This is a genomic window from Tumebacillus lipolyticus, assembly GCF_042682745.1.
Classification (GTDB): domain Bacteria; phylum Bacillota; class Bacilli; order Tumebacillales; family Tumebacillaceae; genus Tumebacillus_A; species Tumebacillus_A lipolyticus.
Genome location: NZ_JBHUIO010000002.1, coordinates 548,317 through 573,354, shown reverse-complemented (window position 1 = coordinate 573,354; position 25,038 = coordinate 548,317). Strand labels below are relative to the sequence as shown.

27 protein-coding genes and 1 pseudogene are annotated in these 25,038 nt (G+C 53.4%); 20 read left to right on the top strand and 8 right to left on the bottom strand.

Annotated features, from left to right (window positions below; all coding sequences use genetic code 11):
• Nucleotides 1-25: 25 nt before the first annotated feature.
• Nucleotides 26-844 carry a DUF2797 domain-containing protein gene (locus ACFSOY_RS02070; RefSeq protein WP_386043848.1) on the top strand — a complete coding sequence of 273 codons (819 nt, stop codon included), beginning with the start codon at nt 26-28 and terminating at the stop codon, nt 842-844.
• 69 nt (nt 845-913) lie between these two features.
• Here ACFSOY_RS02070 and ACFSOY_RS02065 read toward each other — a convergent pair whose 3' ends face one another.
• On the bottom strand, nt 914-1,156 hold the full coding sequence (locus tag ACFSOY_RS02065; RefSeq protein ID WP_386043846.1) for a YuzB family protein: 243 nt from the start codon (nt 1,154-1,156) through the stop codon (nt 914-916).
• A gap of 141 nt (nt 1,157-1,297) precedes the next feature.
• Here ACFSOY_RS02065 and ACFSOY_RS02060 point away from each other — a divergent pair, with 141 nt between their 5' ends.
• Complete coding sequence (locus ACFSOY_RS02060; RefSeq protein WP_386043844.1) at nt 1,298-1,615, top strand: hypothetical protein; 318 nt, start codon at nt 1,298-1,300, stop codon at nt 1,613-1,615.
• Nucleotides 1,616-1,617: 2 nt separating this feature from the next.
• The gene (locus tag ACFSOY_RS02055) at nt 1,618-2,988 is read left to right on the top strand and encodes a helix-turn-helix domain-containing protein (protein WP_386043842.1); all 1,371 of its coding nucleotides are present in this window, start codon (nt 1,618-1,620) and stop codon (nt 2,986-2,988) included.
• Here the strand turns inward: ACFSOY_RS02055 and ACFSOY_RS02050 are convergent.
• From ACFSOY_RS02050 to lepB, 3 genes are all read right to left on the bottom strand, one after another.
• Nucleotides 2,925-3,962, bottom strand: coding sequence for a hypothetical protein (locus tag ACFSOY_RS02050; protein ID WP_386043840.1), 1,038 nt, complete (start codon nt 3,960-3,962; stop codon nt 2,925-2,927). The two genes, ACFSOY_RS02055 and ACFSOY_RS02050, sit on opposite strands and share 64 nt — an antisense overlap.
• A 13-nt stretch (nt 3,963-3,975) precedes the next feature.
• Nucleotides 3,976-5,784, bottom strand: a complete 1,809-nt coding sequence (locus ACFSOY_RS02045; RefSeq protein ID WP_386043838.1) for an HSP90 family protein — start codon at nt 5,782-5,784, stop codon at nt 3,976-3,978.
• A 117-nt stretch (nt 5,785-5,901) separates the two neighbouring features.
• Nucleotides 5,902-6,438: a signal peptidase I gene (gene lepB, locus ACFSOY_RS02040; RefSeq protein ID WP_386043836.1), complete on the bottom strand. Its 537-nt coding sequence runs from the start codon at nt 6,436-6,438 to the stop codon at nt 5,902-5,904.
• A gap of 281 nt (nt 6,439-6,719) precedes the next feature.
• On the opposite strand from lepB, the gene ACFSOY_RS02035 reads away from it, so the two are divergent.
• The 6 genes from ACFSOY_RS02035 to ACFSOY_RS02010 all read left to right on the top strand — a co-directional run bounded on the left by ACFSOY_RS02035 (nt 6,720) and on the right by ACFSOY_RS02010 (nt 10,717).
• Nucleotides 6,720-7,271, top strand: a complete 552-nt coding sequence (locus ACFSOY_RS02035) for an NADPH-dependent FMN reductase (RefSeq protein WP_386043834.1) — start codon at nt 6,720-6,722, stop codon at nt 7,269-7,271.
• A gap of 19 nt (nt 7,272-7,290) precedes the next feature.
• Nucleotides 7,291-7,719 (top strand): sirohydrochlorin chelatase, encoded by a 429-nt coding sequence (locus tag ACFSOY_RS02030; RefSeq protein ID WP_386043832.1) that lies wholly within the window; start codon nt 7,291-7,293, stop codon nt 7,717-7,719.
• The gene (locus ACFSOY_RS02025; RefSeq protein ID WP_386043830.1) at nt 7,697-7,939 is read left to right on the top strand and encodes a hypothetical protein; all 243 of its coding nucleotides are present in this window, start codon (nt 7,697-7,699) and stop codon (nt 7,937-7,939) included. Before ACFSOY_RS02030 ends, ACFSOY_RS02025 begins: the two co-directional genes overlap by 23 nt.
• Before the next feature lie 14 nt (nt 7,940-7,953).
• On the top strand, nt 7,954-8,148 hold the full coding sequence (gene iscX, locus ACFSOY_RS02020) for a Fe-S cluster assembly protein IscX (RefSeq protein ID WP_386043828.1): 195 nt from the start codon (nt 7,954-7,956) through the stop codon (nt 8,146-8,148).
• A gap of 456 nt (nt 8,149-8,604) precedes the next feature.
• On the top strand, nt 8,605-9,141 hold the full coding sequence (locus ACFSOY_RS02015) for a DUF1450 domain-containing protein (RefSeq protein WP_386043826.1): 537 nt from the start codon (nt 8,605-8,607) through the stop codon (nt 9,139-9,141).
• A 91-nt stretch (nt 9,142-9,232) separates the two neighbouring features.
• A complete protein-coding gene (locus tag ACFSOY_RS02010) occupies nt 9,233-10,717 on the top strand; it encodes a leucyl aminopeptidase (RefSeq protein WP_386043825.1) in 1,485 nt (494 codons plus the stop codon).
• A gap of 43 nt (nt 10,718-10,760) precedes the next feature.
• Here ACFSOY_RS02010 and ACFSOY_RS02005 read toward each other — a convergent pair whose 3' ends face one another.
• Complete coding sequence (locus ACFSOY_RS02005; RefSeq protein WP_386043823.1) at nt 10,761-11,549, bottom strand: nickel/cobalt transporter; 789 nt, start codon at nt 11,547-11,549, stop codon at nt 10,761-10,763.
• Nucleotides 11,550-11,674: 125 nt separating this feature from the next.
• Here ACFSOY_RS02005 and ACFSOY_RS02000 point away from each other — a divergent pair, with 125 nt between their 5' ends.
• Together ACFSOY_RS02000 and ACFSOY_RS01995 are read left to right on the top strand one after the other, a co-directional pair.
• Nucleotides 11,675-12,439 carry a S1C family serine protease gene (locus ACFSOY_RS02000; protein ID WP_386043821.1) on the top strand — a complete coding sequence of 255 codons (765 nt, stop codon included), beginning with the start codon at nt 11,675-11,677 and terminating at the stop codon, nt 12,437-12,439.
• A 311-nt stretch (nt 12,440-12,750) separates the two neighbouring features.
• Complete coding sequence (locus ACFSOY_RS01995) at nt 12,751-12,987, top strand: hypothetical protein (RefSeq protein WP_386043819.1); 237 nt, start codon at nt 12,751-12,753, stop codon at nt 12,985-12,987.
• Nucleotides 12,988-13,113: 126 nt separating this feature from the next.
• On the opposite strand, the gene ACFSOY_RS01990 is transcribed toward ACFSOY_RS01995, so the two are convergent.
• Entirely contained in the window at nt 13,114-14,346 is a 1,233-nt protein-coding gene (locus ACFSOY_RS01990) for a helix-turn-helix domain-containing protein (protein WP_386043817.1), read from the bottom strand.
• 645 nt (nt 14,347-14,991) lie between these two features.
• Between ACFSOY_RS01990 and ACFSOY_RS01985 the strand changes: the two genes are divergently transcribed.
• From ACFSOY_RS01985 to ACFSOY_RS01960, 6 genes and pseudogenes are all read left to right on the top strand, one after another.
• The gene (locus ACFSOY_RS01985; protein WP_386043815.1) at nt 14,992-15,603 is read left to right on the top strand and encodes a hypothetical protein; all 612 of its coding nucleotides are present in this window, start codon (nt 14,992-14,994) and stop codon (nt 15,601-15,603) included.
• 12 nt (nt 15,604-15,615) lie between these two features.
• Entirely contained in the window at nt 15,616-16,797 is a 1,182-nt protein-coding gene (locus tag ACFSOY_RS01980; RefSeq protein WP_386043813.1) for a ParB/RepB/Spo0J family partition protein, read from the top strand.
• 350 nt (nt 16,798-17,147) lie between these two features.
• Entirely contained in the window at nt 17,148-17,363 is a 216-nt protein-coding gene (locus tag ACFSOY_RS01975; RefSeq protein ID WP_386043811.1) for a hypothetical protein, read from the top strand.
• 63 nt (nt 17,364-17,426) lie between these two features.
• Nucleotides 17,427-17,696, top strand: a pseudogene (gene fecE / locus ACFSOY_RS01970) (Fe(3+) dicitrate ABC transporter ATP-binding protein FecE); the annotation flags it as partial.
• Between the two features lie 361 nt (nt 17,697-18,057).
• A complete protein-coding gene (locus tag ACFSOY_RS01965; protein ID WP_386043809.1) occupies nt 18,058-19,446 on the top strand; it encodes a TldD/PmbA family protein in 1,389 nt (462 codons plus the stop codon).
• A gap of 6 nt (nt 19,447-19,452) precedes the next feature.
• Nucleotides 19,453-20,814 (top strand): TldD/PmbA family protein, encoded by a 1,362-nt coding sequence (locus tag ACFSOY_RS01960; protein WP_386043807.1) that lies wholly within the window; start codon nt 19,453-19,455, stop codon nt 20,812-20,814.
• A gap of 25 nt (nt 20,815-20,839) precedes the next feature.
• Here the strand turns inward: ACFSOY_RS01960 and ACFSOY_RS01955 are convergent, their stop codons facing one another.
• A complete protein-coding gene (locus tag ACFSOY_RS01955; RefSeq protein ID WP_386043805.1) occupies nt 20,840-22,078 on the bottom strand; it encodes an MFS transporter in 1,239 nt (412 codons plus the stop codon).
• 202 nt (nt 22,079-22,280) lie between these two features.
• On the opposite strand from ACFSOY_RS01955, the gene ACFSOY_RS01950 reads away from it, so the two are divergent.
• Together ACFSOY_RS01950 and ACFSOY_RS01945 are read left to right on the top strand one after the other, a co-directional pair.
• Nucleotides 22,281-22,730 (top strand): DUF441 domain-containing protein, encoded by a 450-nt coding sequence (locus ACFSOY_RS01950; protein ID WP_386043803.1) that lies wholly within the window; start codon nt 22,281-22,283, stop codon nt 22,728-22,730.
• 20 nt (nt 22,731-22,750) lie between these two features.
• On the top strand, nt 22,751-23,539 hold the full coding sequence (locus ACFSOY_RS01945; RefSeq protein WP_386043801.1) for an MmgE/PrpD family protein: 789 nt from the start codon (nt 22,751-22,753) through the stop codon (nt 23,537-23,539).
• A gap of 30 nt (nt 23,540-23,569) precedes the next feature.
• On the opposite strand, the gene ACFSOY_RS01940 is transcribed toward ACFSOY_RS01945, so the two are convergent.
• Nucleotides 23,570-24,028, bottom strand: coding sequence for a hypothetical protein (locus ACFSOY_RS01940; protein WP_386043799.1), 459 nt, complete (start codon nt 24,026-24,028; stop codon nt 23,570-23,572).
• Nucleotides 24,029-24,362: 334 nt separating this feature from the next.
• Here ACFSOY_RS01940 and nth point away from each other — a divergent pair, with 334 nt between their 5' ends.
• Nucleotides 24,363-25,037 carry an endonuclease III gene (gene nth / locus ACFSOY_RS01935; RefSeq protein ID WP_386043797.1) on the top strand — a complete coding sequence of 225 codons (675 nt, stop codon included), beginning with the start codon at nt 24,363-24,365 and terminating at the stop codon, nt 25,035-25,037.
• Nucleotide 25,038: the final 1 nt, after the last annotated feature.

Below are 25,038 nucleotides of genomic sequence, written 5' to 3'. Positions count from 1 at the left end.
CTCAGTCTGAGAGAGGAAGTGAACCATGGCGACATATCAAGGGTATTTGAGCGAACTGCGACATGAACCGGAAGCCCCGGTTCGTTATTACTTGAAGGTCGGCGAACATCGCATCGCCTTAAATCGATTGATCGGCACCGAGTTGCGCTTTTCGTTTTTGGGTGAGCGGGCTTGTTGCACCTGCGGTCGCAAGGTGAATAAGCTGTATGGTGGAGGTTATTGCTATCCGTGCGTCACCACTTTGCCGGAGACAGACCTGTGCATCGTCAAGCCGCACGAATGCCATTTTGACAAAGGGACCTGTCGCGACGAGGAGTTCGCAACAACGCACTGCATGATTCCGCACTATGTCTATCTCGCGCTCTCCTCGGGGATCAAGGTCGGGCTGACCAGAAAGAACCGCGAGCTGACGCGCTGGGTGGATCAAGGCGCGATCAAGGCGATTCCGATCGCAGAGCTTCCCACTCGCAAGATGGCAGGGGAGTTGGAGATGGCGATTGCGGAACATGTCGCCGACAAGACCGATTGGCGCAAGATGTTAAGAGGTGTGGTGGAAGAGGTAGACCTGTTTGAGATGAGGGAGAAGATCAAGCAGGTGGTGCCGGCAGAGTATCAGCAATACCTTTTTGATGTAGAGGAACTGTATGAGTTCACCTATCCGATCTTAGAGACGCTTGAGAAAATCAAATCGATCGGATTTGACAAAGCGCCGTTGGTCACGGGCAAACTGCTCGGAATCAAAGGGCAATACTTGATCCTCGACTGCGGAGTGCTCAACATCAAGAAGCACACCGGCTATAAGGTAGAGGTGGAAATCACCGAGGCGGAAGAGATGACCGCCTGATGAAAGGAGGAGGGCCTGACCGATGGACAACCGGCCAGGCCCTTCGAACTTGCAAGAGGTGAATGGCTGCTATTCGAAGCTGGCGAGCTCCTGTTCGATCGCAGCTTGCAGCTTGTTCCAAAGCTGATCTGTCGTATCGGCCCAGTAGATCTCCCCATTCACATAGGCGTATGGATGTTGCGCACACTGCGAACAATTGCTAAGGCAGGGCGTGCGGATCACGCTTGTGCCCGGGTATTTTATTTCCAAGCTCTCCAGTTCGAGTCCGGAAGCTGGGTTGACATCGCAGACTTCAACGATCACGATTCCCATTGTATGCAAAGACTCCTTCTCCAGATAGCATCAGTTCGCTTTTAGTGTACCAAGAATGAGCAGGCTTTACTAGCAGGGCACTTGCCGATACTAAGCGGTAGGATATATTCTAACGTAAGAAGATAGAGGAGTTGATGTCTGATGGAAGTTCAAAAAAGTTCTTTAGGGTTTACGGAGATCACTCACTTTTCCATGCATGACGAGCAGGGAAAGGTGGAATTTGCGGTGATTCCGCTTCCCCCTCAATACTTGCTCGGCATGGCGATGGGGTCGAAGTTGGTGATCCTCTCGGAACCGCATCAGGGCACCGCGCTGTTCCAAGCGGGCGTGACGGCCGAAGAGGTACAATCGAAGTTTAACCTGTCCAATCGAGAGGAGGCGCTGCGCATCTCGGTGATGCTCACCACCGCCTTCATGGAGATGCCGGGTGCCGGTCATACGCCGCATATCATCTTCTAACTGTGGCCACGCTCGGCGAGAAAATCAGCGCTCTCAGGCGATCGGCTGGCCTCTCGCAGCGAGAACTCGCAGCAGGTTTTGTCACCAAAAGCATGATCTCGCAGATCGAGACAGATAAGATACTTCCTTCTGCCGATCTGTTGCATGCGTTGGCAGCAAGACTTGGGGTATTGCCAGAGCACCTTTTGCCTGCAAAACATGCGGAACAGGAACGTCTGGCTTGCTATCAGCAGGCACAGGCGTTTTTGTCGCTTGGGCATGTGACAGAATCGTTGCCGCTGTTGTTAAGCTGCTTGCGCGACCCACACCCGACGTGGTCGGAGTTCGCACTGCTCAATCAGATCGGTTCTTGCTATCAGCAGTTGGGGGAATACGAGCAAGCGAGGCGCTACTACGAACAAGCGCTGCGACTGGCGATACGAGACGAGAGGATCGGCGAGGCGATACGGCTCTATGTTCGAATCGGAGAGATGTTGCATGCGGTCGGACAGATCGAGCTTGCTCTCCTGGAATGGCGGCGTGCAGAGCGGGAGTTAGACCACGATGCGGCTCCGAAGCAGGAGCCGCTTTTCGTGCTTGCTCTGCGCATGCACATGGCTGGAGGGTTGAGGGCGCTCGGCGAGCTGCGGGGTGCGCTGCATTACTATCGCCTGGCGGAGCAATCGCTGCGAGGTCTGTCCGGTCAAAGCCGCAAACGAGCGGAGGTGCAGCTTGGCATCGCGCTGACTTTCGAGAAGATGGAGCGGCCCGCACAGGCAGAAGTGCATGTGCGGGAGGCGAAGCGTTATTATATGGCGTGCAACGATCGACGGATGGCGCTGTATGCGCAAATCCTGCATGGGCGGATGCTCAGGATCAGCAAGCGACTTCGGGAAGCGAGACAGGAGTTGAACGCCAGCTTGCAGGAAGCGGAAGAGATCGGAGCATCCGACCTGATCTTGCGAGCGAGCTGTGAGCTCGGGAGAGTGCGAGCTGAGCTAGGAGCAACAGCAAGCGCTGTGTCCTTGCTGCGCAATGCGCTCGATCGGACAAATGCGTCACCAAAGGAGCGCGGCTTGACCTATCTCACTTTGGCCAACCTGTACGAGGCAAACCAGCAGATCAGCTTGGCGTTCGAAGCGGCAGAACAGGCGCAAAGGTTGCTGCAGTCGAGTCGGGAGGAGCTGCTTCCCGTCTATCGGTTGCTGATCAAGCTCTGCAAGCGACAGGACGATTATCGCCAAGCGAGCGTCTGGGCGGAGCGGGCTGATCAGCTGATCGGTTGGAAGATGCATCAGCACGGCTGGTGGGAATCAAAACCCCTCGACGTTCAGTCGAGGGGAGAGAGAAACGAATCGAGCAACGCGAGTGTTGATTCGATCAGCGATGCGTGATAATCGTTTCCGTTGCGCCGGTCGAACGCATCTGCAAGCGATCTCGTCTTGGCGATCAAGCTCTGCAAGTGATCGCTCAGTTCGCCTTGGCGACGCAATCGTTCAAACAGCAGCCAACCGGCAAGGAAAAAATAAAATTGATTGCGCTGGTGCGCGCTCGTCATCGCATGATCAAGATGTTTTTCAAACAGCTCCTTCGCCCGTTCAGGATCGAGCAGGGTGAGGAAGCGGATGTGGTTGGCGATCCCATCGAGAAACGAGAGCTCATTTTCGATCTTCGCGTAACCACGCCTTTGCAGGTCGATCGCCTCTTCGATTCGTCCGAGACGAACGAGCGCGATCAGCAGGTGATGATAGGTGTTGTGCGGCACAGTGGAGCAGGAGAGCTGTCCGTTTAAGATCGGTTCAGCAAGCGCCACCGCGCGTTCATCCTCGTGCAACCAGACCATATATTCGACCTGATGTGCGCGCTCGCAGGCGGTGCAGTCGGAAAAATCATCGACTGGCGCGGTCAGCCACAATCGATAGAGCGTTTCACAGTCATCCTGCTGACCGGCATGCATCGCATGTGCGTGCAGATGGCGGTAGTAGGGACGAAGCGATAGTCCCTGCTCTTCGTAACGACGCTTCATGTCGTCCATCATCTGTTCGATCAGCGCGCGCGACATCTGCGAGAACGAATCGATGTCGTCCACCACCCATTTATAGGGCCAGAGCATTCTCGTCGGTTCGAACAGGTGTGGATGTTGGTCCACATGGGAGAGGCACCACGAAAAGGCGACGAGCATCTTCATCGGATTGCCAGCAGCGCTGGCCGCATCGATCAGCTTTTCCCGCAGTTCAAACGAATCGATCTGCTCGTTGTGCGAGTCGGCTAAACGAATCGCCTGTTCGAGCAAAGCGAGCCTTGCTTCGCCATCGGGAAGCATGTCCGCCTGGCTTTCTAGCAGATAGAGCTGTTCCTGATAGTTCATCCTCTCCACTCCTTTACCTCATCCCGAGTTCGATCAGGTGCAACAAGCCGTTGTTCAGCAGTCGCATCTCCTGTTGATTGAGCGGGTGGTGGCCCATCAGGAGCGCCTGGACGTAGATCATCTCCACCGCTTTTCCCTGCAGGGCGGTGTTGTCAGACCGGACCAGCTTGGCGATGACCGGATTGTGATAGTTGAAGCACAGCTGTCCGTGCGGCGTCTGCATGCCAAACGCTTGCGAGAGCGACTCCAAGATCGAGGCAAACAGCGGATTGGTCTGCTCCTGCGTGCGCTCGACCGAGCGCATGAAGGTTGCCTCTTCACTGGTGGAATAGAGGGCTGGCAGTTCGAGGGGCAGATATTTTTTAATTTCCGCCTTGCATCCGAACGGTTGCAAAACAAGGTCGGCCGTTCGCAAGAACGCCAAGGCCGATTGCAGTTCGGCGATCGTCAGCTCTTCAAACGATTCGGTGATGTCGAGTGGGTTGATCCGGACAATCTCATACTGCGGGAAAAATTGCGGCAGTCGCAGGATCAGCTCCGTATCGAACACATAGCCGCCATTGATGACGCACATCGACTGTGCGGCCGTCACCCTGGAGATCTGGCGAAATTCATCGAGGGAGGATGTGAAGCGTATTTCGGTGTTCAGCTCTAAGATCTGTTCCATCGTCAATCTGCCTTGCGATGTTTCAAACGGCAGCCACTTGATGAAGAGGCGATAGAGTTGATCGTCCTGCACCGCGAGCGCTTTGATCGAGAGGAAATGGATGGCGATCAGCTTGTGCAGGCGAGGCAGGTCATGCTCTGCGAGGTAGACGAGATAGTCGCGCAGGCAGTTGCCGAGCGATTCCCGAACTTGCGCTAATTTCGCATCCTCATAAAATTCCTCTCGGGAAGCGGTCGGCATCAGATCGTTCGTGTTGATCATGCACTTGACGAAAAATGCCCAGTCCGGCAGGATGTTTTCCACATGCTCCGAGAGAAGCATGCCTTTCAAATAGACTTGATGTTGCGTTTTGGCTGCGATCGAGGCGCGGTGAGGCAGGATGAAGGCAATACCGCTCACATCGCCGATCTCAGAGCGCAGGGGGATATAATCGATAAAGTTCTCCCCGAACAGCTGACGTCCATGTTCGAGCACCGCCTCTGGAGCAGCGGTGTGTTGCCAGTCTGGTAGAAGCCACGGCGGCTTGACCGCATTGATGATCTCGCTTTTCATTCCGTCCGACAGGGAGATGGGGAAAGGGAGCATGCCGCCGTACTGGCGACAGAGGTCGCGCACAGTCGACCGCTCGAAATATTCTTCAAAGCCTAACTTGCTGCGCAAGTAGATGCGCGTCCCCGGTGAGAACTCTCCTTCCAGTCGCCGGAGCAGATAGGTACCGTCCGGCTTGCCGCGCCACTCGATCGCTACATCGCTATGAATGGAGCGGGTGATCAGAACGATCTCGTCGCTTACGACGAAGCAGGAGAGCAGGCCGATGCCAAAGCGCCCGATAAAATCGGAGTCGCGCATCTCTGCTCGCCGCTTTGAGGATTCACCGATAATTGCCAAAAAGGTATGTACTTCCGCTTCGGACAGGCCGATGCCATCATCTTCAAAGATCAGCGTGTGATGCCCATCGCCTGACGAAAACACCTCGATGCTGATCTGCCCCTCATAGTCAGGGTCATGCTGGATTCTAGCGCGTATCGCATCGGTTCCGTTTTGCAAGAGCTCGCGCAGGTAGACGCGCGGGGAGCTGTACAGATGTCCAGACAGAAGCTCGATCATGCCCTGCAGGTTCACTTGAAACCGATAATTGGATTCCTCCTGTTGCAATATCTTTCACCTTCCTCGTGGTTTAACGCGTGCTTTAATCTTACTTTATGATCTAGTTAGATTTTATCATAAAAAAGAGCACCTGCGTGCAGGTGCTCCGACCATTTCGCATCTGGATTACTCAGCGTCAAGCCAATGTGGCGAAGGGTAGAGGACAAAATCGACGCGCCCCTTCAGCATGTCGACGGCCACGAAGCCAACCCGAGGGTCACGGGAGTCTAAAGAAGCTCCGGGATGCCTGTTATCGCCCATCACGAACAGATGCCCGTCTGGCACGATCGTCTCTGGGAAGTCGGTCGTCACCGCATCCACATACGCTTCCTTCTGTTCTTCAGCGTTGAGATAGAGGGTGCCGCTCTTGATCTCTACCACATCGCCGGGCAGTCCGATGATGCGCTTCACATAATCGCGCGTATCGTGAGGAGCTGGGAACACCACAATATCGCCGTGCTTCGGATCTTCAAAATTGTAAGCCAGCCTGTTAAGATAGACCCGCTGATGATCTTCCAAAGTGGGCATCATCGAGAGACCGTCGATTTTGGTGATCGCAAAGACGTGCTCGCGGATGAGAATGTTGATCAGAAAGGCAGCTGCCAAGACGGTTGCCCAGCTGAGCAGCTCGCGCAACCATTTGTTTTGAATGTTTTTATACATAGTCTGCGAACCTCCTTCTGAAGAGAAAACGGAATTCTCAGTTACACTATTCGCGATCGAGAGGGCAATTCCTACAAAAAGTGTGCCAGAAAATGTATCTCTTCGATAAATTTGTGAATGCCAGACTGTTGTGAGCAGGTTTGTGCTTCATGATTCCTAGAGAAAATTTGAATGAGTGGAACAAATGGAAAAAGTGTTGCGTATTTACAGACTTTAAGTTATAGTATGTTTCATAAATGGTGTAATTCATTCTCGCCATCATAACGTAGGAGGTAGTATCGATGAAAATCGCAGTATTGATTGGAAGCTTGAGTGCCGATTCGGTTACGATGAAAGGGGCCAAGGTGGCCATACAAGCAGCAAGAACTGCAGGAGCAGAGGTAGAGATTTTCGACCTGCGTGAGCGCCCGCTTCCGATGTATGATCCGGAAGATGAGGGGAAATACGAGGAGGAGAACGTGAAGGCGTTTGTCGAATTGATGACGCAGGCGGACGGCTTTATTCTCGGATCGCCCGAGTATCACAACGGGATCTCCGGCGTGTTTAAGAACGCGCTCGACTTTATCGGCTCCACTCAATTTGCAAACAAGCCGGTCGGTCTGATCGCGTCTGCAGGCGGCCCTGTCGCGACCAATACGCTGAACCAGATGTTGACGATCTTGCGCTCGCTGCACGCTTATGTCGTGCCGCAGTTCGCATCTGTCGGTTACGGGGTGACCTTTAAAGAGGACGGCAGCTTCGAAAACCAAAACATGCAAGAGCGCTTTGAAAAGGTTGGACGCGATGTGGTCAACCTCGTGAAAGCGATGAAACAATCTGCAGAAGTAAAGTAAGCAGTTCTGGAGGGGTATGATGACAACCGGTCTACTTTTGGTTGCACACGGAAGCCCGATCCAAGTCGCCAATCAGGATTTGTTTCTGCTCGTGGAGCAGCTCAGATGCAGATGCGACTATGAGGTGATCGAGCCCGCTTTTTTAGAAGGGGCGATGCCGAGCATTCCGGATGGCATTGCAGCGTGTGTTGACAAAGGGGTGAGGCGAGTTGTCATCATCCCTTACTTTTTGTTGCCAGGCAAGCATGTCGCAGAAGACTTGCCTCGCTTTGTCGAGCATGCGAGGCGACAGCATGCTGAGGTGGAGTTTGTGCTGGCTGAGCCGCTGCGCTTTTCGCATCGACTGGGTCAAGCTGTGCTCAGGAGAATTGAGGAAGCAAATGTGCTACAATGGAAAGCAGAAACGGCTGAAAGAGGCGAACGTCATGGAAGCGATGGAGATGTTTGAATGCCCGTCGTGCGGTCGCGAGGTCAAGCCGGACGAACTTCACGAAGAGCGCGGGATTCAAAAGGCGAGCTGTACATCCTGTGGAGCCAAGTTTTCCCGGACGTATGCATTGTATGAAGGAGAATGGGTATTCGGTCTCTGGCGAAGCCAGGAGACAGGTCGCGTGGCCTGCTCCTATTACAAGACCGCATTCGGTACAGACGCTTTTGACTGTGAGTGAGGAGGTGCCTGAAGATGACGTGGGAAGATGCGCAAGATCTGGCAGATGCGCTTCATGAGTTGCACCCGGATGAGGATGTGCTGTCGCTGCGCTTTGCGACATTGCGCCGTTGGGTGATGGAACTCGAAGGTTTCGAAGGCGACCCGGCAGATTGCAACGAGAAGATATTAGAAGCGATTCAAATGGCTTGGTACGATCTGGTTTCCTAGAAACGTGCCCGAAGTGAAAAAACGTCCTTTTTGTTAGGAGAGGGCGTTTTTTCCTTTTGACAAGGGCAACCTATCCATACATTCTAACGTTTGGAGAGGTGCATGATTTGATGGAACAGGTATGTCCGCTGTGCAATGGGTTGACGAATGTCTCCTTAAAATGCAAGAATTGTGGTGCAACGATGACCGATGCTGGGTTGAAAAGCGACTATGACGGACCGTACGCTCCTTATGAAGTTGACCTGCAATTTAAACAGGGCGTCGAGGGGCCTTGTACGCACCTGTTGCACTGTTTTACCTGCGGAAATGAGACCTATGCGATCATTCGATGTGACTTCATCTGAATGGAATGGTAGAATAGAATGGTAAGCCATCATTTTTTATGGAATTTTATCCTCGAATTGATGTAGAATAAAGAAGTATTGTGTCAAGTTTTATCTAAAGGAGATGTCTGTCGTGGCTTCATCTGTGAAATGGGTGTTTTGTAAGCAAAACCTTGAAAAGCATTCCCAGCGAGTTTATGATGCGTTGGTCTCTAAATATCCGGAAGAAAAAGTGGACATCAAAGAATGCGCAGGTGCTGATCTCTGCTCGCTCTGCATGGATGTTCCGTTTGTGTTGCGCAACGGTTCGATTCTGCACGCGAAAGATGAGCGCGATCTGTACTTTAAAATTGACAGCTCGATGCAGTTCTTGAGCCGTGAGCGGCTTGTACCGCTTCCGCCGGCTCCGCCAGCTGCCGACAAGGATGCGGCACCGAAGCCTGCAGCAGCTCCCAAGGCAGCAGCTCCAAAAGCAGAAGTGACAGTGAAGGCGGAAGCAGCACCGAAGGCCGATGCGGCTCCGGCAGCCGAAAAAGCGGAAGCAGCACCGAAGGCTGATGCGGCACCGGCAGCCGAAAAAGCGGAAGTTGCACCGAAGGCTGATGCGGCATCGAAACAAGAGGAAGCACCGCAAGAGACGAAAGCTGACGAATCTCCAAAATTGGACTAGGAAATGCCGACCCATACGGTCGGTTCTTTTTCTTAGGACAACTCTACATAAATCGAAATTTATACTGAAAATTTTGAAAGGGGCAAGACGAATGAACATCAATCTTCAAGTGCAAGGCGTTGTGAATGTGGAAGCGGATGTTTTGGTCATCGGGCTGTTTCAAGGGGTGGCACAACTGGAGGAAGCAACAGCTTCGATCGATGAGGCGCTCGGCGGTCAAATTTCGGCGCTGATTCAATCGGGGGATCTGACGGGAGCTTTTAAAGAAACTCGCATGCTCTACACGTTTGGCAAACTTCCGGCGAAGCGAGTCCTGATCCTCGGCTTGGGCGAAGTGGAAGAGTTCAACGCAAACCGTGGACGATCGATCGCAGCGCATGCGGCGAGAGCGTCTCGCGAACTCGGTGCTGTGACATATGCAACTCTCGTTCATGGCGCGGGCGTTCTCGGCGTGGAAAAAGCGGCACAATCGCTCGCTGAGGGCACGCTGCTCGGCCTGTACCAAGTGAAAAACTTGAAAAAGACGCAAGCAGTTGTCAAACTGACAAACGCGATCGTCGTGGAAGCTGACGAGAGCAAAAAAGCAGATCTGGAAAAAGGTTTGGAAATCGGTCGTCTGTATGCGGACAGCACCAACTTTGCGCGCGATCTGATCAACGAGCCGGCAAACATCCTGACTCCGACCCGCCTCTCCGAATTGGCGACAGAAGTTGCGAGCAAGCACGGATTGGGCATTCAGGTGCTTGGCGAAGCGGAGATGAGCGAGCTGAAAATGAACGCGCTGCTGTCGATCGGACAGGGCAGTGAGGAAGAATCGAAGCTGATCGTCCTCTCCTACCTCGGCGATCCTTCCTCGGAAGAAACGCTCGCGCTCGTCGGCAAAGGCGTCACGTTTGATACGGGCGGATACTCGATGAAGCCGCCAGCTGGCATGGAAACGATGAAGACCGACATGGGCGGCGCGGGCGCTGTGATCGGCGCAATGCAAGCGATTGCACAATTGAAGCCGAAAGCGAACGTGATCGGGGTGATCGGCGCCGCTGAGAACATGGTTTCTGGCCGCGCGATCAAACCGGGCGATGTGGTGGTCGCGATGAACGGCAAGTCGATCGAGATCGTCAACACGGACGCAGAGGGCCGCGTGGTGCTGGCAGATGCGCTGCACTATGCGATCGAGAAGTGCAAGGCGACGAAAGTTGTCGACGTTGCAACGCTGACCGGTGCGATCGGCGTCGCGCTCGGACGCAAAGTGTGCGGAATGTTCTCCAACGATACAGATTTCGCATCGGAAGTGAAAGATGCGTTCCACCGCTCTGGAGAGCGCGCATGGGAAATGCCGCTCGTCGAAGAATACAAAGCGAGCTTCTCCAGCACTGTGGCAGATATGAAGAACACCGGCGGTCGCGATGGCGGTTCGATCACCGCAGCTTTGATCCTGCGCGAGTTTGTTGACAACACTCCGTGGGTTCATCTCGACATCGCTGGCGTTGCGCGCGATGCAGAGGGCGGAGAGCTGAACCCGTCAGGCTCTACCGGTTTTGGTGTGCGCACGCTGATCGAGCTGGCACGCGGCTAAGCATTCGAATGTTTGAAGCCTCCGAGAGATCTCGGAGGCTTTTTTACTTGAGCAGGCCGAGCGAAACGATCGATTGATAGGTGACGAGGAACCCGATCAGCACGATGATCCCCGCGCTCAGCGTCGCCATGATCTCGCCGAAGCGCTGCCGTTCCAGCACGCGGACTTTGTGCTCCGCTTTCAATAAAAGGATGCCGAGCAGCGAGAGGGCGAATGCTCCGCCGATCGAAAAGGCGATGACAAGTCCAATGCCAAGTGAGATCTGTCCAGCCGAGATGGCGGCGAGCAGCATCACCAGCGCGCTCGGACAGGGAATCAGTCCGGTCAACACGCCGATTGTCAACAATCGTTTGACGGAGCGATCCTGCTTGACCACCGCCGCAACCGATCCGCCATGCGCGTCATCATGATGATGATCATGTTCATGGGAGTGACCGTCCCAGCGATGGTCATGATGAATGTGGCCGTGACTGCAGACGTAAGCATCGCTCGAAGTAACTCCGATCCGCCCGAGCGATACGACGGGCGGGCTGAGGCGCAAGTACACCATGCGCATCCCGATGCCGGTGATGATCGCACCTGAGATCAGGCCCAGCCATGCCTCGATCTGCTCAGGAAGCCAAAGCTGAAATGCCGATGTCGCAACAAATGCTAAAAACAGGATGGAGAGGGTGTGGGAGAACGCCGATGCACAGCCGAGAAAGACCGCATCGCGTAGCCGGGCTCGCGAAGAGATCAGGTAGGCGGTCATCACCCCTTTTCCATGTCCAGGCTCCAAGGAATGGAGCGCGCCAAGACCGAATGCCATCGGGATCGCAACGATCAGTTCCATAGTTGTCATCTCCATTTCTAGGCTTGTCATCTACATGTTTATGCGAGACGAGCGCCCTTTTTGTCATCGAGGACAGACTTAGGCTCACATGGAGAGATGGCGAGCACATAGGATGATGATACGAGGTGAGCAGAGTGAAAAAGCGCGATTCGAAAAAAAAGTATTCTGCGGCGCCAAATCATCGGCGCAAGTCCAAACTCGCCATCCCTAATTTCGTGAGCATCGCAAATCGATACAAAAATGCGATTGTCAATATCGAGGTGATCAAGCGCGAGAGCCGGAGCGCTACTCGCCGACGAGATCCATTCACTTTTCAGCAAGAGGATGAAGCGCGGAAGACGATGAACATCGGAACGGGATTTTTTTTCGATTCGCGCGGTTACATCCTGACCAATGAGCATGTGATTCACGGGGCTGATGAAGTCTTTATCCGCTTTTTTGACAAAGAGGAAGAGGTGCCGGTTGAAGTTGTCGGATCGTCCTATGAACTCGATCTGGCGGTGTTGAAGGTCAAGCCACCGAAAAGAATTCGCACGATGCCGCTGGGCGCATCGAGAAATGTCCAAGTTGGCGAATGGGTCCTCGCGATCGGCTGTCCACTCGGTCTTGACCACAGCGTCACCGTCGGCATCATCTCGGCGAAAGAGCGTCCGATCACGATCGGCGATCGCAACTATGCGAAGCTGATTCAGACAGATGCGGCGATCAACCGCGGCAACAGCGGCGGGCCGTTGATCAACATGCGTGGGGAAGTGATCGGCATGAATACGGCGGTCAGCGCTTCTTCACAGGGCATCGGCTTTGCCATCTCGGTCGATGTGATCAAAGATGCGATCGATGAGCTGATGGGGAAGACTTCGAAGAAGCGGAAAACTTCGCGCAAGAAATAGGTGCAACAACTTGGAACTCTTATTCTGAAGAGCAGATCGCAGACGGAGCAAATGCGACCTCAGTTCAGTATCACACTGAACTGAGGTCGTTTCTGTTTGCAGGTGCGCGGTTGCTCTCGGTCAGATCGGGTCTGCGAGGTGGCGCTGAAGGAAACCAACTCTAAAATTGTTGAGCTGGCGGACAAACAGGGGGTGAGCTTCGAGAGAGAATGAGAGATCGCACAGGCGTTGCTCAGCGATAAGCGATCGTTTGGTCGGGTCATCGCTGCGTATCGTTTGTGTGCTCAATCAATCTGGAGGAGTTGAAACGAATGAAAAAGGTGATCGTTGGAGTCGTGCTGAGTGCTCTGCTTTTGACGGGTGGTCTGTTTTGGGGGACGAAGGTTGCGTATGACATTCCCAGCCTGTTGAAGAACAAGCAGGTTGCGTATGACATTCCCGGCCCGTTGAAGAACAAGCAGGTAGTGTATGACATTCCCGGCCCGTTGAAGAACAAGCGGGTAGTGTATGACATTCCCGGCCCGTTGAAGAACAAGCAGGTGACGTAAGGCACTCCCAACCCGCTTGCGAACAAGCGTGTGGCGCATGAAATCCCCGGCCCGCTAGTGAATAAGCGGGACGCACAACGCCAAAACAGGCAGCCTTGATCAAACCAAAAGTCCTTCAGCCAACTTCTAGGCTGAAGGACTTTTGGTTGTGACGGTCAACTCCATATATTCGAAAAGAATTTCATTCAGCAAGGGCATCAGCGAGTAGTTTCCTCGCAGTAACGAAACGGCAGCATGCATCTGGCGTTCAAACTCGCTTCGATCGCCCCTCTGAAGTGAGACCTGAGCGATCAGGCGGTGAGTTCGCGCCCTTCTCGAATCATCCAGAGCGGAGTTCTCAAGCACCAACCGACAGAAGGACAACGCTTTTGCATAGTCCTTTTCTGCAAATGCGATTTCGGCGATCAACAGCTCAGACTCGGCTAGGCTTGCAGGCCAGCCGTCCACCGTCTTCTTCAAGGCGTATGCTTCGGTTGCTACCTCGTATGCCTTGCGCGTATCACCGCTTTGCAGATAGGTTCGCGCGAGGTTGGTTCGCATTCGTATCGCGCGCATCTGATCGTTCGCTGACTCGTAGTGCTGGTACGCTTTTTCAAAAGCTTCTGCCGCATCGAGGAAGGACATCGCCTCGTTTAAAGAGACGCCGAGCAAGAAATATTTGGTTGCCAACAGCAGATCCCGTTTTTGCTCGGGCGCTTTGGCGATCAGTTTTTCACTCTTGGCGAGGTACGTGCGCATGATGTCAAAATCGTTCACTTCGACCGCACAGATCGCGATCGAGAGATACAGTCGGGGGAGGAAGGCAGAATCGATGATCTTGTTGATTGCGACCTTCTGATCGATCAGCAAGAAGCGTTCGAGCGCCTGGCTGATATTCGATTTGACGAGATCGATGTTTGCAAGTTCAAAAGAGGCAAGGCAGGCGTTGAAAATATTACCCGTCTGCCGAAAGATCTGTTCGGCGAGGCAAGCGTTTCGCACCGCTTCCGGATAATTCTTCTGCTTGGAATACATCTCCGCCTTGAGCAGATGGAGCTCGCCGACCGAGTCGAGATCGCGTTCATTCGCGTTGATCAAAATGGACTCGGCTGCCGCAAGACAATCATCGACCTGTCTGTCATTCGATAGGTAGTCGGCTCTGATCTTGTTGACCAGGATGGAGATCGGCTGTTCATCCTGCGAGGTGAACCCGAGGACGCGACCGATATGTTTCATGTGATGAGCAGACACATTCTTTGCCTTTTCAGATTCGATCATCGCAATGTAAGAGCGAGCAAGACCGACCGAATCTGCCAGTTCTTGTTGGGTCATCTTCAACGCTTTTCGTCGTTTTCGAATCTCTGCTCCCGTCGGAACCATCACCTTGCCCTCCCTTACATCAAGTCTGCAAAAATTGTATCAAAAAGGCGGATTTATAACAAATCATTTAAATTCCTCAGCGAAAGGGCTCGGACACGAGGAGCGGGATGCTAAAAATATGAACTTTGCTAGGTAGAAATTCCAGATTTTGTTTGCGGGCAGATGAACATCTGAACCGGAGATGCGCAAACGCGCTGGAAGTTGATCGGAGGACTTCAATTTCTGTCGTAAGTTAAAGCTGATCCAACATAAGTCGTGTGATTTTGTCACTGTTGACAAAAAAATAGATATGAAATACTCTCTTAACAAAGATAAAATTACGCAACTCGCAGGCGATTGAAAAAATGGTAAACCATAAGTCGTTTAAGCAAAAAAAGAGCGACCCGCCAAGGTCGCTCGCACAGCGCATCGCCAAATGCGCTGATAGGTTGTGCATCTTGCGTAAGAATGAAATCAGGGCTCGACAAGTTCCACATCACTGGGTCGAACAAACCACCGCCATGGAATGTTCGCAATTGTCATCCAGCACACTGACAATTTAATTCTACGACAGGGATTTCAGTTTTTCAACGCGAACCTTTGTTCTGTCGAGGATTCCAGCGATGGGGTGCGCCGAGCATCTCAGAGACTGGAGTGAAGATGAACATGACAGATGTAAATTCGGCAGCGGTCACCGCGACTGCTCTCGCCGCATATCGGGAGCTCTTTGCTGGACGAGACGATCAATTTGTGCGTTTGGTCGAGCTATTGCGCAGTCACCGCCACCGATTTATCGCCAAGTTTTCCATCAAAATGCCTTCGCTAGACCGCTCCGATCTGGAGTCGACCTACATGGAAGCGCTGTGGATTGAGGTCAAACGCTACCGCTCTGCAGAAAAAGGGGCGTTTCTCATGCTGCTGAACAGAGCGATCACCTTGCGCGCTCACGATCTCGGACGGCGAACGATCCGCGTTTCGAAAAGGGAAGAGTCGCTCGACTGGCGCATCGCACAGCTGGGAGAGACGTCGCTTCCGACTGTGCGATCAGAAGAGGACAGCTTATTGCTTCGTGAGACGATCGAAGAGCACTTGCGGCGCACCGCCTATTTGAGCGGGGAGATGAGTGCTGATCAGCGGGCGCTTTTGCGCACACAGCTCGAACAGGGCCTATCGCTACATGAGGCGGTGAACCTCGCGCCTGACATCTACCGCAATCGCCAACAGATGTGGAGAGCGACGAAACACAGACGCGCTCTTTTTTCACAGCGAGGAAGATAGGAACACCAAGAGATGAAGGACATGATTCTCCACCTTCCGATCGATCAACTGCATGATCATCCGCGCAACTTTTTTCGCAAGCTCGATGAGGATGAGTTGGCAGAGCTCGCGGCGAGCATCAACGAGCATGGTGTTCAGCACCCGATCGTGGTCACACCGCGAAGCGAAGGCGGGTATACGATCATCAGCGGGCATCAGCGCACGAGAGCGATGCGCTTGTTCGAGCTGATGGAAGCGCCCTGTGTGATCAAACAATATGCGAGCGATGAAGATGCGGAATTGGCGCTGATCCACGCGAATACGAAGACGCGCACCTTGTCGCCGCTGGAGATCGCGCGCAGCATTCGTCGAGAAAAGCAAATCTACGGCAAGCGTCAAGGTCAGCGCTCCGACAAGATCGTGACTTCGGGCAATGATTGCCACACGTTCTCGGGGCGTACTCGCGAGCTGATCGCCAAAGAATATGGCCTGAAGCCGCGCCAGATCGACCATTATGACAAGCTCAACGATCTGATCACACCGCTGGAGCGCATGATCGAACATGAAACGCTCTCTGCGACTGCCGCCTATCAGTTCGCCTGCATGTCGAAAGAGGATCAATACAGCGTGGTCGAAGCGCTTTCCGAGCACGCGAAGATCGTGACGGTTGCCGAAGCGAAGCGCCTCCGCAAAGAATTCGAAACGAAGCTGAGCGAGGCGCGGGGACGAGATCAGAAACATGCGCGGGAGATCGGCGAGCTTCGTGATCGGCTTCGGCTGGAGCAGTGCCGCCGCGACGAACTTGCTGCAGAATATACGGCGCTGCTCGCCAGCAACGGAAATGTCAATGTTGATGATTATGAAAAGCGAATCGCTGCCTACCAGCATGAGCTGCGAGAAGCTGAGCGGTTTGTGCACGAACTGAAGCGCGATCTTGACGCCAAAGAGGTTGAGATCGAGCGGCTCAAAGTGAGCGCAGAGCCATCTGCGATCACTCGCGATGTGGCCAACCAGTCTGTCGAGCAGATCGTTTCGGTCGCTCACAGCCTTTACAACTGCACAGAGCGCTGGAAGGAAGACGTATCGAGCCTAATCTCCGTCTGCAAGACCTATCACAAAATCGAAGGAAATGCTGCAAGACAGATCGCGGAAGCAACAGAGATTCTCCGGAAGCAGCTTGCTGAGATGGAGCGCATTCAACTTGGACCGAGGTAAACTGTGATCGATTGCAACCGATAGTGTTTTGCAGTGCAGTGATGTAGACGCAACGTAAGACTTCACCGCCTTGGGCATCGGACCAGGCGGTTTTTTCATCAAAGGCGCGACAAGATATGCAATCGGGCGATGGACAGATTGTATCGATACAACGAGAGATTGTTTGTAAGGTACTTACAAATCTTCCAAGATCATTTGAAGTGAAGCGAAATACGTTGCAGAGCATTGCTCTTGGGTGAATCTGCGTTTGGAAGAATCAGACAAGGCGTTAAGAGGTGTGCGCAGTTGGGAGTTGCTAGCGAATGACAGCCGCTTGCGATTGACAGCGATGCAAAGGAAAGGGGTGCATTATGGCACAAAATAGAAAATATGAGATCATCTTGCGAGACGGAAGAAATGTGGAAGTTATCGAACAACATCTGATCAGCGCCCTGTGGAAGGTGACGAGCGAAAATGGATTAGAGGGGGAAGACATCGTTTCGATCACAGAGATCGGCCTCTATTCGGGGAAGGTCATCCCGTTCCCCAACCGCCATCGAAACGACGAAGATGGAGGTGTGAAATGATGTGCCGCCGAGGTCATCAACTTAGATTCCTGTTTCATGAAACGGAGCTGCAGACCGATCTGGCTTCAGCTGTTGCAAAAGTTGAACGCGGTAGAAGGGCGAACGATCGTCATGCTCGTGCACGATCTGAATCACGCGTCCCGCTTTGCCCATCATATGGTGGCGATCGAGACGGGAACTGTGGTCAAAGCAGGAAAGCCTGAAGAGGTGATGACAGAAAGCGTGTTGCGCGAAGTGTTCGCGATCGAAGCGGATGTCATGCCAGACCCGCGAACAGGAGTGCCGCTCTGTCTTCCGCATGGATTGGCCACGCCTGCTGGAGCAGGAGCATGAGGAGTTGTTGCAGCAGGTGAATGAGCAAGTGGAGCTCAAAATGTTGTACGTTGATCATGGAAGGTGATCAGCCGCTCTGCAAAAGGGAACGTGTAGGCAGCAACTGCGGACGGTTCTCTTTTGCGCGAAATGAATAGGATACTTCATCAGGCATCTGTTCGCGTGTGATGAAGTGTCTTTTTTTCGTTACAGACGGTGCGATCGGGAGAGAGAAGGGAGGGCGATCAACTGAGAATGAAGCTGTCAAATTTTTTTCCTCGCCAAGCGGAATTGTTTAGCGTCTCGAAAAATTTCAAGGAAAGAATCAGATTTTTGTGATACGATTACAGCACACAGAATGAGAAACCAAGGGGGTTCGCACATGCTGTCTCAAGCGATGATAGAAGACGTATTAGCAGCAGCTCTAGAAACTGGGGGCGACTTTGCTGATGTATTTGTAGAGGACAAGACGAGCACATCGATCAGCATGATCGGCGGCGGCGTTGACGCGGCACTCACCGGTCGCGATTATGGGATCGGGATTCGAGTGATCTCCGGGCTGTTTGCCGTATATGCCTATTCGAACGATCTCCGCCGCGAGAACCTGATCAAGATCGCCCGTTCTGCAGCGCAAGCGATTCGGGGAACGCAGCGAGATCTTACACTCGATCTGCGAACCGTTTCTTTGAATCATGCACATCCGATTCAAATCGTGCCAGCATCGGTGACCAAGGCGAAGAAGATCGAGTTGATGCGTCGGGCGCACCTTGCGGCCAAATCGTATGATCCGCTCATCTCGCAGACCTCGATCAGCTATAAGGATGAGGATCAAAAGGTGCTGATCGCCAACTCTGATGGTCTCTTTATTGAAGATAGACGTATCCGTACGCGACTGTATGTAGAAGCGGTCGCCACATTGGGGCGTGAGAAACAGGTCGGAACCTCTTCACCAGGTGCGCACCAGGGATTTGAATTTTTGGAAAACCTCGATATTGAGAAGCATGCTCGCATTGCCGCACATACGGCAAAGACGATGGTCGGCGCCGAATTTGCACCGAGTGGGAAAATTCCGGTGATCATCGACAATGAATTTGGGGGCGTCATCTTCCATGAAGCGTGCGGGCATGGCTTGGAAGCGACGTCTGTTGCGAAAAAAGTGTCTGTGTTCTCCGACAGGGTGGGCGAGCTGGTTGCTTCCCCACTGGTAACTGCGATCGATGACGGCACGATTCAAAATGCGTGGGGCTCTTCGACGATCGACGATGAAGGCACCCCGACGCAGCGCAATGTGCTGATCGAAAACGGTGTGCTCAAAGGCTATCTGATCGATAAGCTAGGTGGCAAGCGGATGGGGATGGAGTCGACAGGCTCGGCCCGTCGCGAATCCTACAAGTTTGCTCCGACTTCGCGGATGAACAACACCTATATTGCAGCAGGCACGTCCACGCCGGAAGAGATCATCGCCAACACCGAGTATGCGCTCTATGCGAAATATTTAGGCGGTGGATCGGTCAATACGGCCACCGGTGATTTTAACTTTGTTGTGCGCGAGGGCTATATCGTTAAAAATGGCAAGATCGAAAAGCCGGTGCGCGGCGCAACGCTGATCGGCAAAGGCATCGACGTGTTGCAGAAGATCGACATGGTTGGCAACAACTTAGGATTTGGTCAAGGGATGTGCGGTTCGATCTCCGGTAGCATTCCGGCCGATGTTGGACAACCGATGATTCGCGTGTCAGAAATCACTGTCGGTGGACGGAAAGGGGACTGATCGACGATGACGATCGAACGCAACCGATTGAAAGAAATTGTGTTTGCCAAAGGCGCCGAGTACGGATTTGGTGATATGGAGATCTATTACCAAGCGGATCGCGCCACTTCCGTTCGGATTTTTAAAGGCGATATCGATGCATTCAACATCGTAGAGCGGGCCGGGCTGTCGTTCCGCGGTGAATATCAGGGGACGATGGGAACCGCATTTACTGAGAAGCTCGACGAGGAGTCGATCGATCAGCTGCTGCAGGCAGCGCGGGAAAATGCGGAAGTGACGCAGAGCGAAGAGAAGACCGAGCTGTTTGCAGGGTCGGAGAGCTACCAAAAGGTGAGCAACTTCTCTCAGCAGTTGATCGACACAGACTCGCAAGCGATCATTTCGACGGCGCTCGCGATGGAAAAGGCGGCGCTTGACGCTGACCCGCGCATCGAGATGTTAAATTCTTGTGCGCTTGTCTGGAGCAACAGTGAACTGCTGATCGTCAATACGAAAGGTCTGGACTGTCACACAGCAAGCACGATGGCGGTCAGCCAATTGTCGGCGATGGCAAAAGAGCATGGGGCGGTCGCAACCGCGTACGATTCTGGCTTTACCTCCCGCAGCCTCGATGATCTAAACGTGAGCGACTTTGCCGATCGCGTAGGTCGTGATGCGGCGGCGAAGCTCGGCGCTCAGACGGTCGAATCGGATAATTATGAAATCATCTTCCGCAACAATGCGATGTCTACGCTGCTACAAACCTATTCGCCGATCTTTTCGGGCGCAAATGCGGAAAAAGGGCTTTCCGTGTTGCAAGGTCGCCTGGGCGAACAGGTCGCAGGCCAGAACATCACGATGATCGATGATGCGCATCTGCCTGGTGCGCCGGGCAGTGTTCCGTTCGACTCTGAAGGGGTGGCAACTGGGCGCAATGAGGTGATCAAGGACGGGCAGTTGGTCACGTTCTTACATCATCTGAAGAGCGCGAAAAAAGCGGGGGTCGAACCGACCGGCAACGGGTTTAAAGCGGGCTATCGCGGCGATCTGACGATCTCGCCGAACAACCTGTACATCGAGCCGGGCGATCGGTCGCTCGATGAGCTGATCGCAGGTACCAAGCGCGGTATTCTGATCATCGAATTGCAAGGGATGCACGCTGGCTCCGACATGGTCTCCGGCAACTTCTCGCTCTCGGCGCTCGGTCATCTGATCGAGGATGGCAAGGTCGTCCGCCCGGTCGATCAGATCACCGTGTCGGGTAATATCCTCTCCGTTTTACAAAATGTAGAGGCGATTGGGAACGACTTGCGTTTCCAAGGCTCCGGTCGAGGTGCATGTGGATCGCCGTCGTTAAAGATCAACTCGCTTTCGATCTCCGGAAAATAATCTGGAAAATAAGAAGAACGGACCATCAGGTCCGTTCTTTTCGTTTGCTCGTTCGAGAATAGATGGTGAAGCACAAAGTTGGCAGCGCGAGCAGGATGACCATCACCAGCAGCAAGTTGAAGAACGAGGTGTTGTCATAGAGCAACCCGCCGAGCAGGGGGCCGAGCATCCGGCCAGCAGTCGCGCCACTGCCGATCACACCTTGTAAAAAGCCTGCTCGGGACGGCGGGGAGAGCTGGGAGACAGCTGCTGGAATGCCTGGCCAGAGCAACATTTCACCGAAAGTGAGGATCACCATACCTGCGACGTAGATCAGGTAGTGATCCGCAGTTAACAGCAGGGCGAAGCAGAGCAAGAACAAGGCAGTGCCAAGATACATCTGGGAGGCCAAGCTGCGGAAGTATTTGATCGCAAATGCTAGCAGTGGCTGACCGAGGAAGATCAGCGCACCGTTCAGCGTCCAAAGCACGCTGTAGGCTGATAGTTCGATCCCGTTCGCCTGCATATGCACGGAGATCGACGTTTGCCATTGCACATAGACGATCCAAGCGACGAGCAGCCCAACAAACAGAGAGAGGACTGGCACCCACGGAATCTTTGGTTCGACGAGCGCGCTGGTTGCGGCCGTCTCATGTGCGGATGCGTGAGCAGCAGGTGCAGCCTGATCCGCTTCTTTTTTGCTGGGGCGATCTTGAATCTTAAAGATGACGAAGATTGCAAAGAGCAAAAATGTGATCGCTGCTGAGAAGAAGGCCAGCTTGAAAGAATAGGAGGCAACCAGTCCACCGATTGCCGTACCGGCAGCAACGCCGAGGTTGTTCGCAACATAGATGAAGTTGAACGCTCTCCTGCCGCCTTCAGGCCATGACTTGGCAGCCAAGGCGTTCATCGCCGGGAAGACGAGCGATGCTGTTAAGCCATAAAGGACCATCACCGTCACATACAGCGGCCAGGAGTCGAAGAAACCGATCAAGCTCATCAGCCCGGCAGAGCCGAACAGACCGATCAGGAGCACCGGACGCCCTCCGATCTTGTCAAACAGCGTACCACCGACCAGCTGGCCGATCGAAGCGCCCGCCGAGTGCAAGAGCAGCACGATCCCGGCGACGGTCAGCGGTTTTCCTAACTCTTCATGGATATAAATCGAGTTTAGCGGCCAAATAAAAGATAGCCCGGCAACGTTCAAAAACGCGCCAAATGCAAGAAACCATAACAGCTTCGGATACGAGTTCAACGCACCGCGAAATCTGGTTGTAATCGCCATCTGAACATCATCTCCAAATCATTCGTCTACGACCTGACTATTCTATCACTTCGCAATAAAGGCGACAATGGATGCCAACTGGCAGACGTTGCAAAGAATGGGAGTCTTCTCAGTTCTATGATCCAAGTGGTATGTCTCATACGCATTTGCTCTCTGCTAGACTTTTCATTATAGTGGAAATCAAGAAAGGAAGTCGAAGTGTATGGATTTGACCAATCTGCTCTTATTGATATTGCTTGCAATCGGAATCATTGGAAATAACCACACCGTTTCGATCGCGGTGGCAGTGCTGTTGTTAATCAGGCTGGTACACTTGGAAAAAGTGTTGCCGAGCTTGGAGCAGCATGGCTTGAACGTCGGTGTGATCATCCTGACCATCGGTGTGCTGGCACCGCTTGCGAGCGGCAAGATCAGCATAAATGAAGTGATGCACACCTTCACCTCTCCAGCAGCCCTGCTGGCAATCGCGATGGGGATGTTCGTTTCTTATGCGGCCGGACGCGGCATTCCACTGATGTCTGGCAATCCGCTGGTCGTCACCGGGCTGATGATCGGTACGATACTTGGGGTGGCATTGTTTAAAGGGGTGCCGACCGGCCCGGTGATCGCCGGTGGTCTCACTGCGCTGCTGTTAGGGCTCTTTCAACGATAACTGCTGAGGAGGATGCAAACATGCAAAGGTGGTTGGAACGCGCTCGGGAGGCGGTATGGCCCGACTGGAGTGCTGAGGAGACGAACAAGATCAAGTTGCTCTTTCTCGAATCCTTAGGACGGTCGTTTGCCGGAAGAGGTGAGGAAGAGGGGGAGCGGCTGGCGGAGCATCTGGAGTCGTTTGGCGGGGAAGAACAAGCGATGCTGTTTGCCAGCGGGCGCATGGTGCCAGCTCCGCAGGCGGTGCTCGGCAACGTGATGCTAGGCGATCAGCCGTTGCTTTTTCCGACCGTCTTGGCGGCGATCGAGATGCAGAACAAAGGCGGCAAAGAGCTCCTATCCGCGCTGGGTGTCGGACTGGAGGCGACAGCTCGCATGGGCGATCATCCGCAAGCGGAGTGCTTTGGCGCGATCGTCGGCGTGGCCAACGCGTTTGAACTGGATGAAGACGGATGGCAGTTGCTGCTCGGCGTGTTGAACCATCGAGATCTCACTGTGCGATCTGGTATGGCTCGCGCATTGTTCGCCCACGATCTGCTGATGATCGGCTCCCTCGCGCGGGAACTGTGGAGTGAGGAACGATCTGAGCGCGGGGAGGTGCCAGCCGACTGGCTCGCGGCGATCAACCAATCGACAGACTCCGAATTCCCTGCGCTGTCAAAAGTGATCGAGGTCGATCAGCAGGGGATGATCGCTGCATTTCGCGAGCGGGTGGCAGGAAAGATTCCAGAGCCGCACATCGAGTATTATATTGATGCGGTGATGGGGATGGAAGACATCTGCTGCGTACCGCTCTTCTTTCGCAGATAGGAAAAGCAGGCCTGATGAGCGGCCTGCTTTTTACTGAGGATCTGTATCGACGATCGGAGCTAACAGCTCTTCGCTGAAGCCTTCCGCTCGAATTTTTTCAACCAGCTCGGGCACCTTACCGAGATCGCAGACGATGCTTTTCGTCGGTGAGACGCCGATGACGAGCTTGAGCTCCTGATACTCGAGCAAGCTGAGCACCGCTCCCAAAAACTGTTCGCTGATTCCGACAGCACGCCATTCGGGGTTACTGTTGCGGACCACCCCTTCACATTCACGAGCGACCGCTTCGACCGGAAAGAGCGGGACGACCATCGCTTGACGTCCGAAGGGCAAATCAATACCCGGATAGGCGTAAATCTCCCCTAAATTTTTCTCGCCTTCGAACTTCATGAGCGAATAAAAAGGTTCGCCTGAAGTAGCGAGTGATGGGAGATGCTCTTCCCATTGTTTGCGAAGCATTTCAAGGCGCTCCTCTGTAAACGTTTCCACGTGAATACCTCCCTCTCTTGATGTTTCTTTTTGATATCTTACTTCACTTTTATTATAATACAAAGTCGATTTAAAAGATATAGTGAAAGATGCCCTGATTTTGCTACACCGCCTTTGTGCCGTTCCATGTGAAGAGCTCATACATAAAATGTGGAAAAGAGGGCAAGAGGTGAGAGCGATGGAACTTCCAGCTTGGGTGCGCAAAAATCGCGCGGCGATCGAATTGAGCTTGCAAGCGGTATGCTCGATCAGCATTTCCATCCTGTTCTTTGCTCAGTATTGGTAAAGGAAACGAAGAGCACTTGTCGAATGCGTAGTGCGGGGTGATCATGAGATGATGAAAAAAGCAGATGTTCCCGTGTTGATCGAACACCTGCGGGAGATGTATCCGGACGCACACTGTGAGCTCCTGTACAACAATCCGTTCGAACTGCTGATCGCAGTCATTCTGTCTGCACAATGCACAGATAAGCTCGTCAATGAAGTGACGCCAGGACTGTTTGAAAAGTACCCGCATCCCCACGATTATCTGCGCTTGAGTCAAGCGGAGATGGAGGAGCAGATACGGCGGATCGGGCTGTTTCGAAACAAAGCGAAAAACATTTTGGAGACGTGCAAGCGACTGGTCGCCGAACAGAAAGGACAAGTACCCAACGATTATGACTATCTCGTATCGCTGCCAGGGGTTGGTCGGAAGACGGCCAATGTGGTGCTGAGCACCGCCTTCGGCATACCTGCCATCGCGGTTGACACTCATGTGGACAGATTGGCTCATCGAATGGGGATGACCAAAGCGACCAACGTGTTGCAGACGGAGCGGGATCTGATGCGAAAGCTCCCCCAAGCGGAGTGGACGTTCGTGCATCATGCGCTCATCTTGCACGGCAGACGCGTCTGTGGCGCGAGAAGTCCTAAATGTGAGATCTGCCCACTGCAAACGATCTGCGACCATTATAAAAAAGGAAGGAAAACGGCGCTGAAGCAACCCAGCAAACAGGCGACTCAGTAAG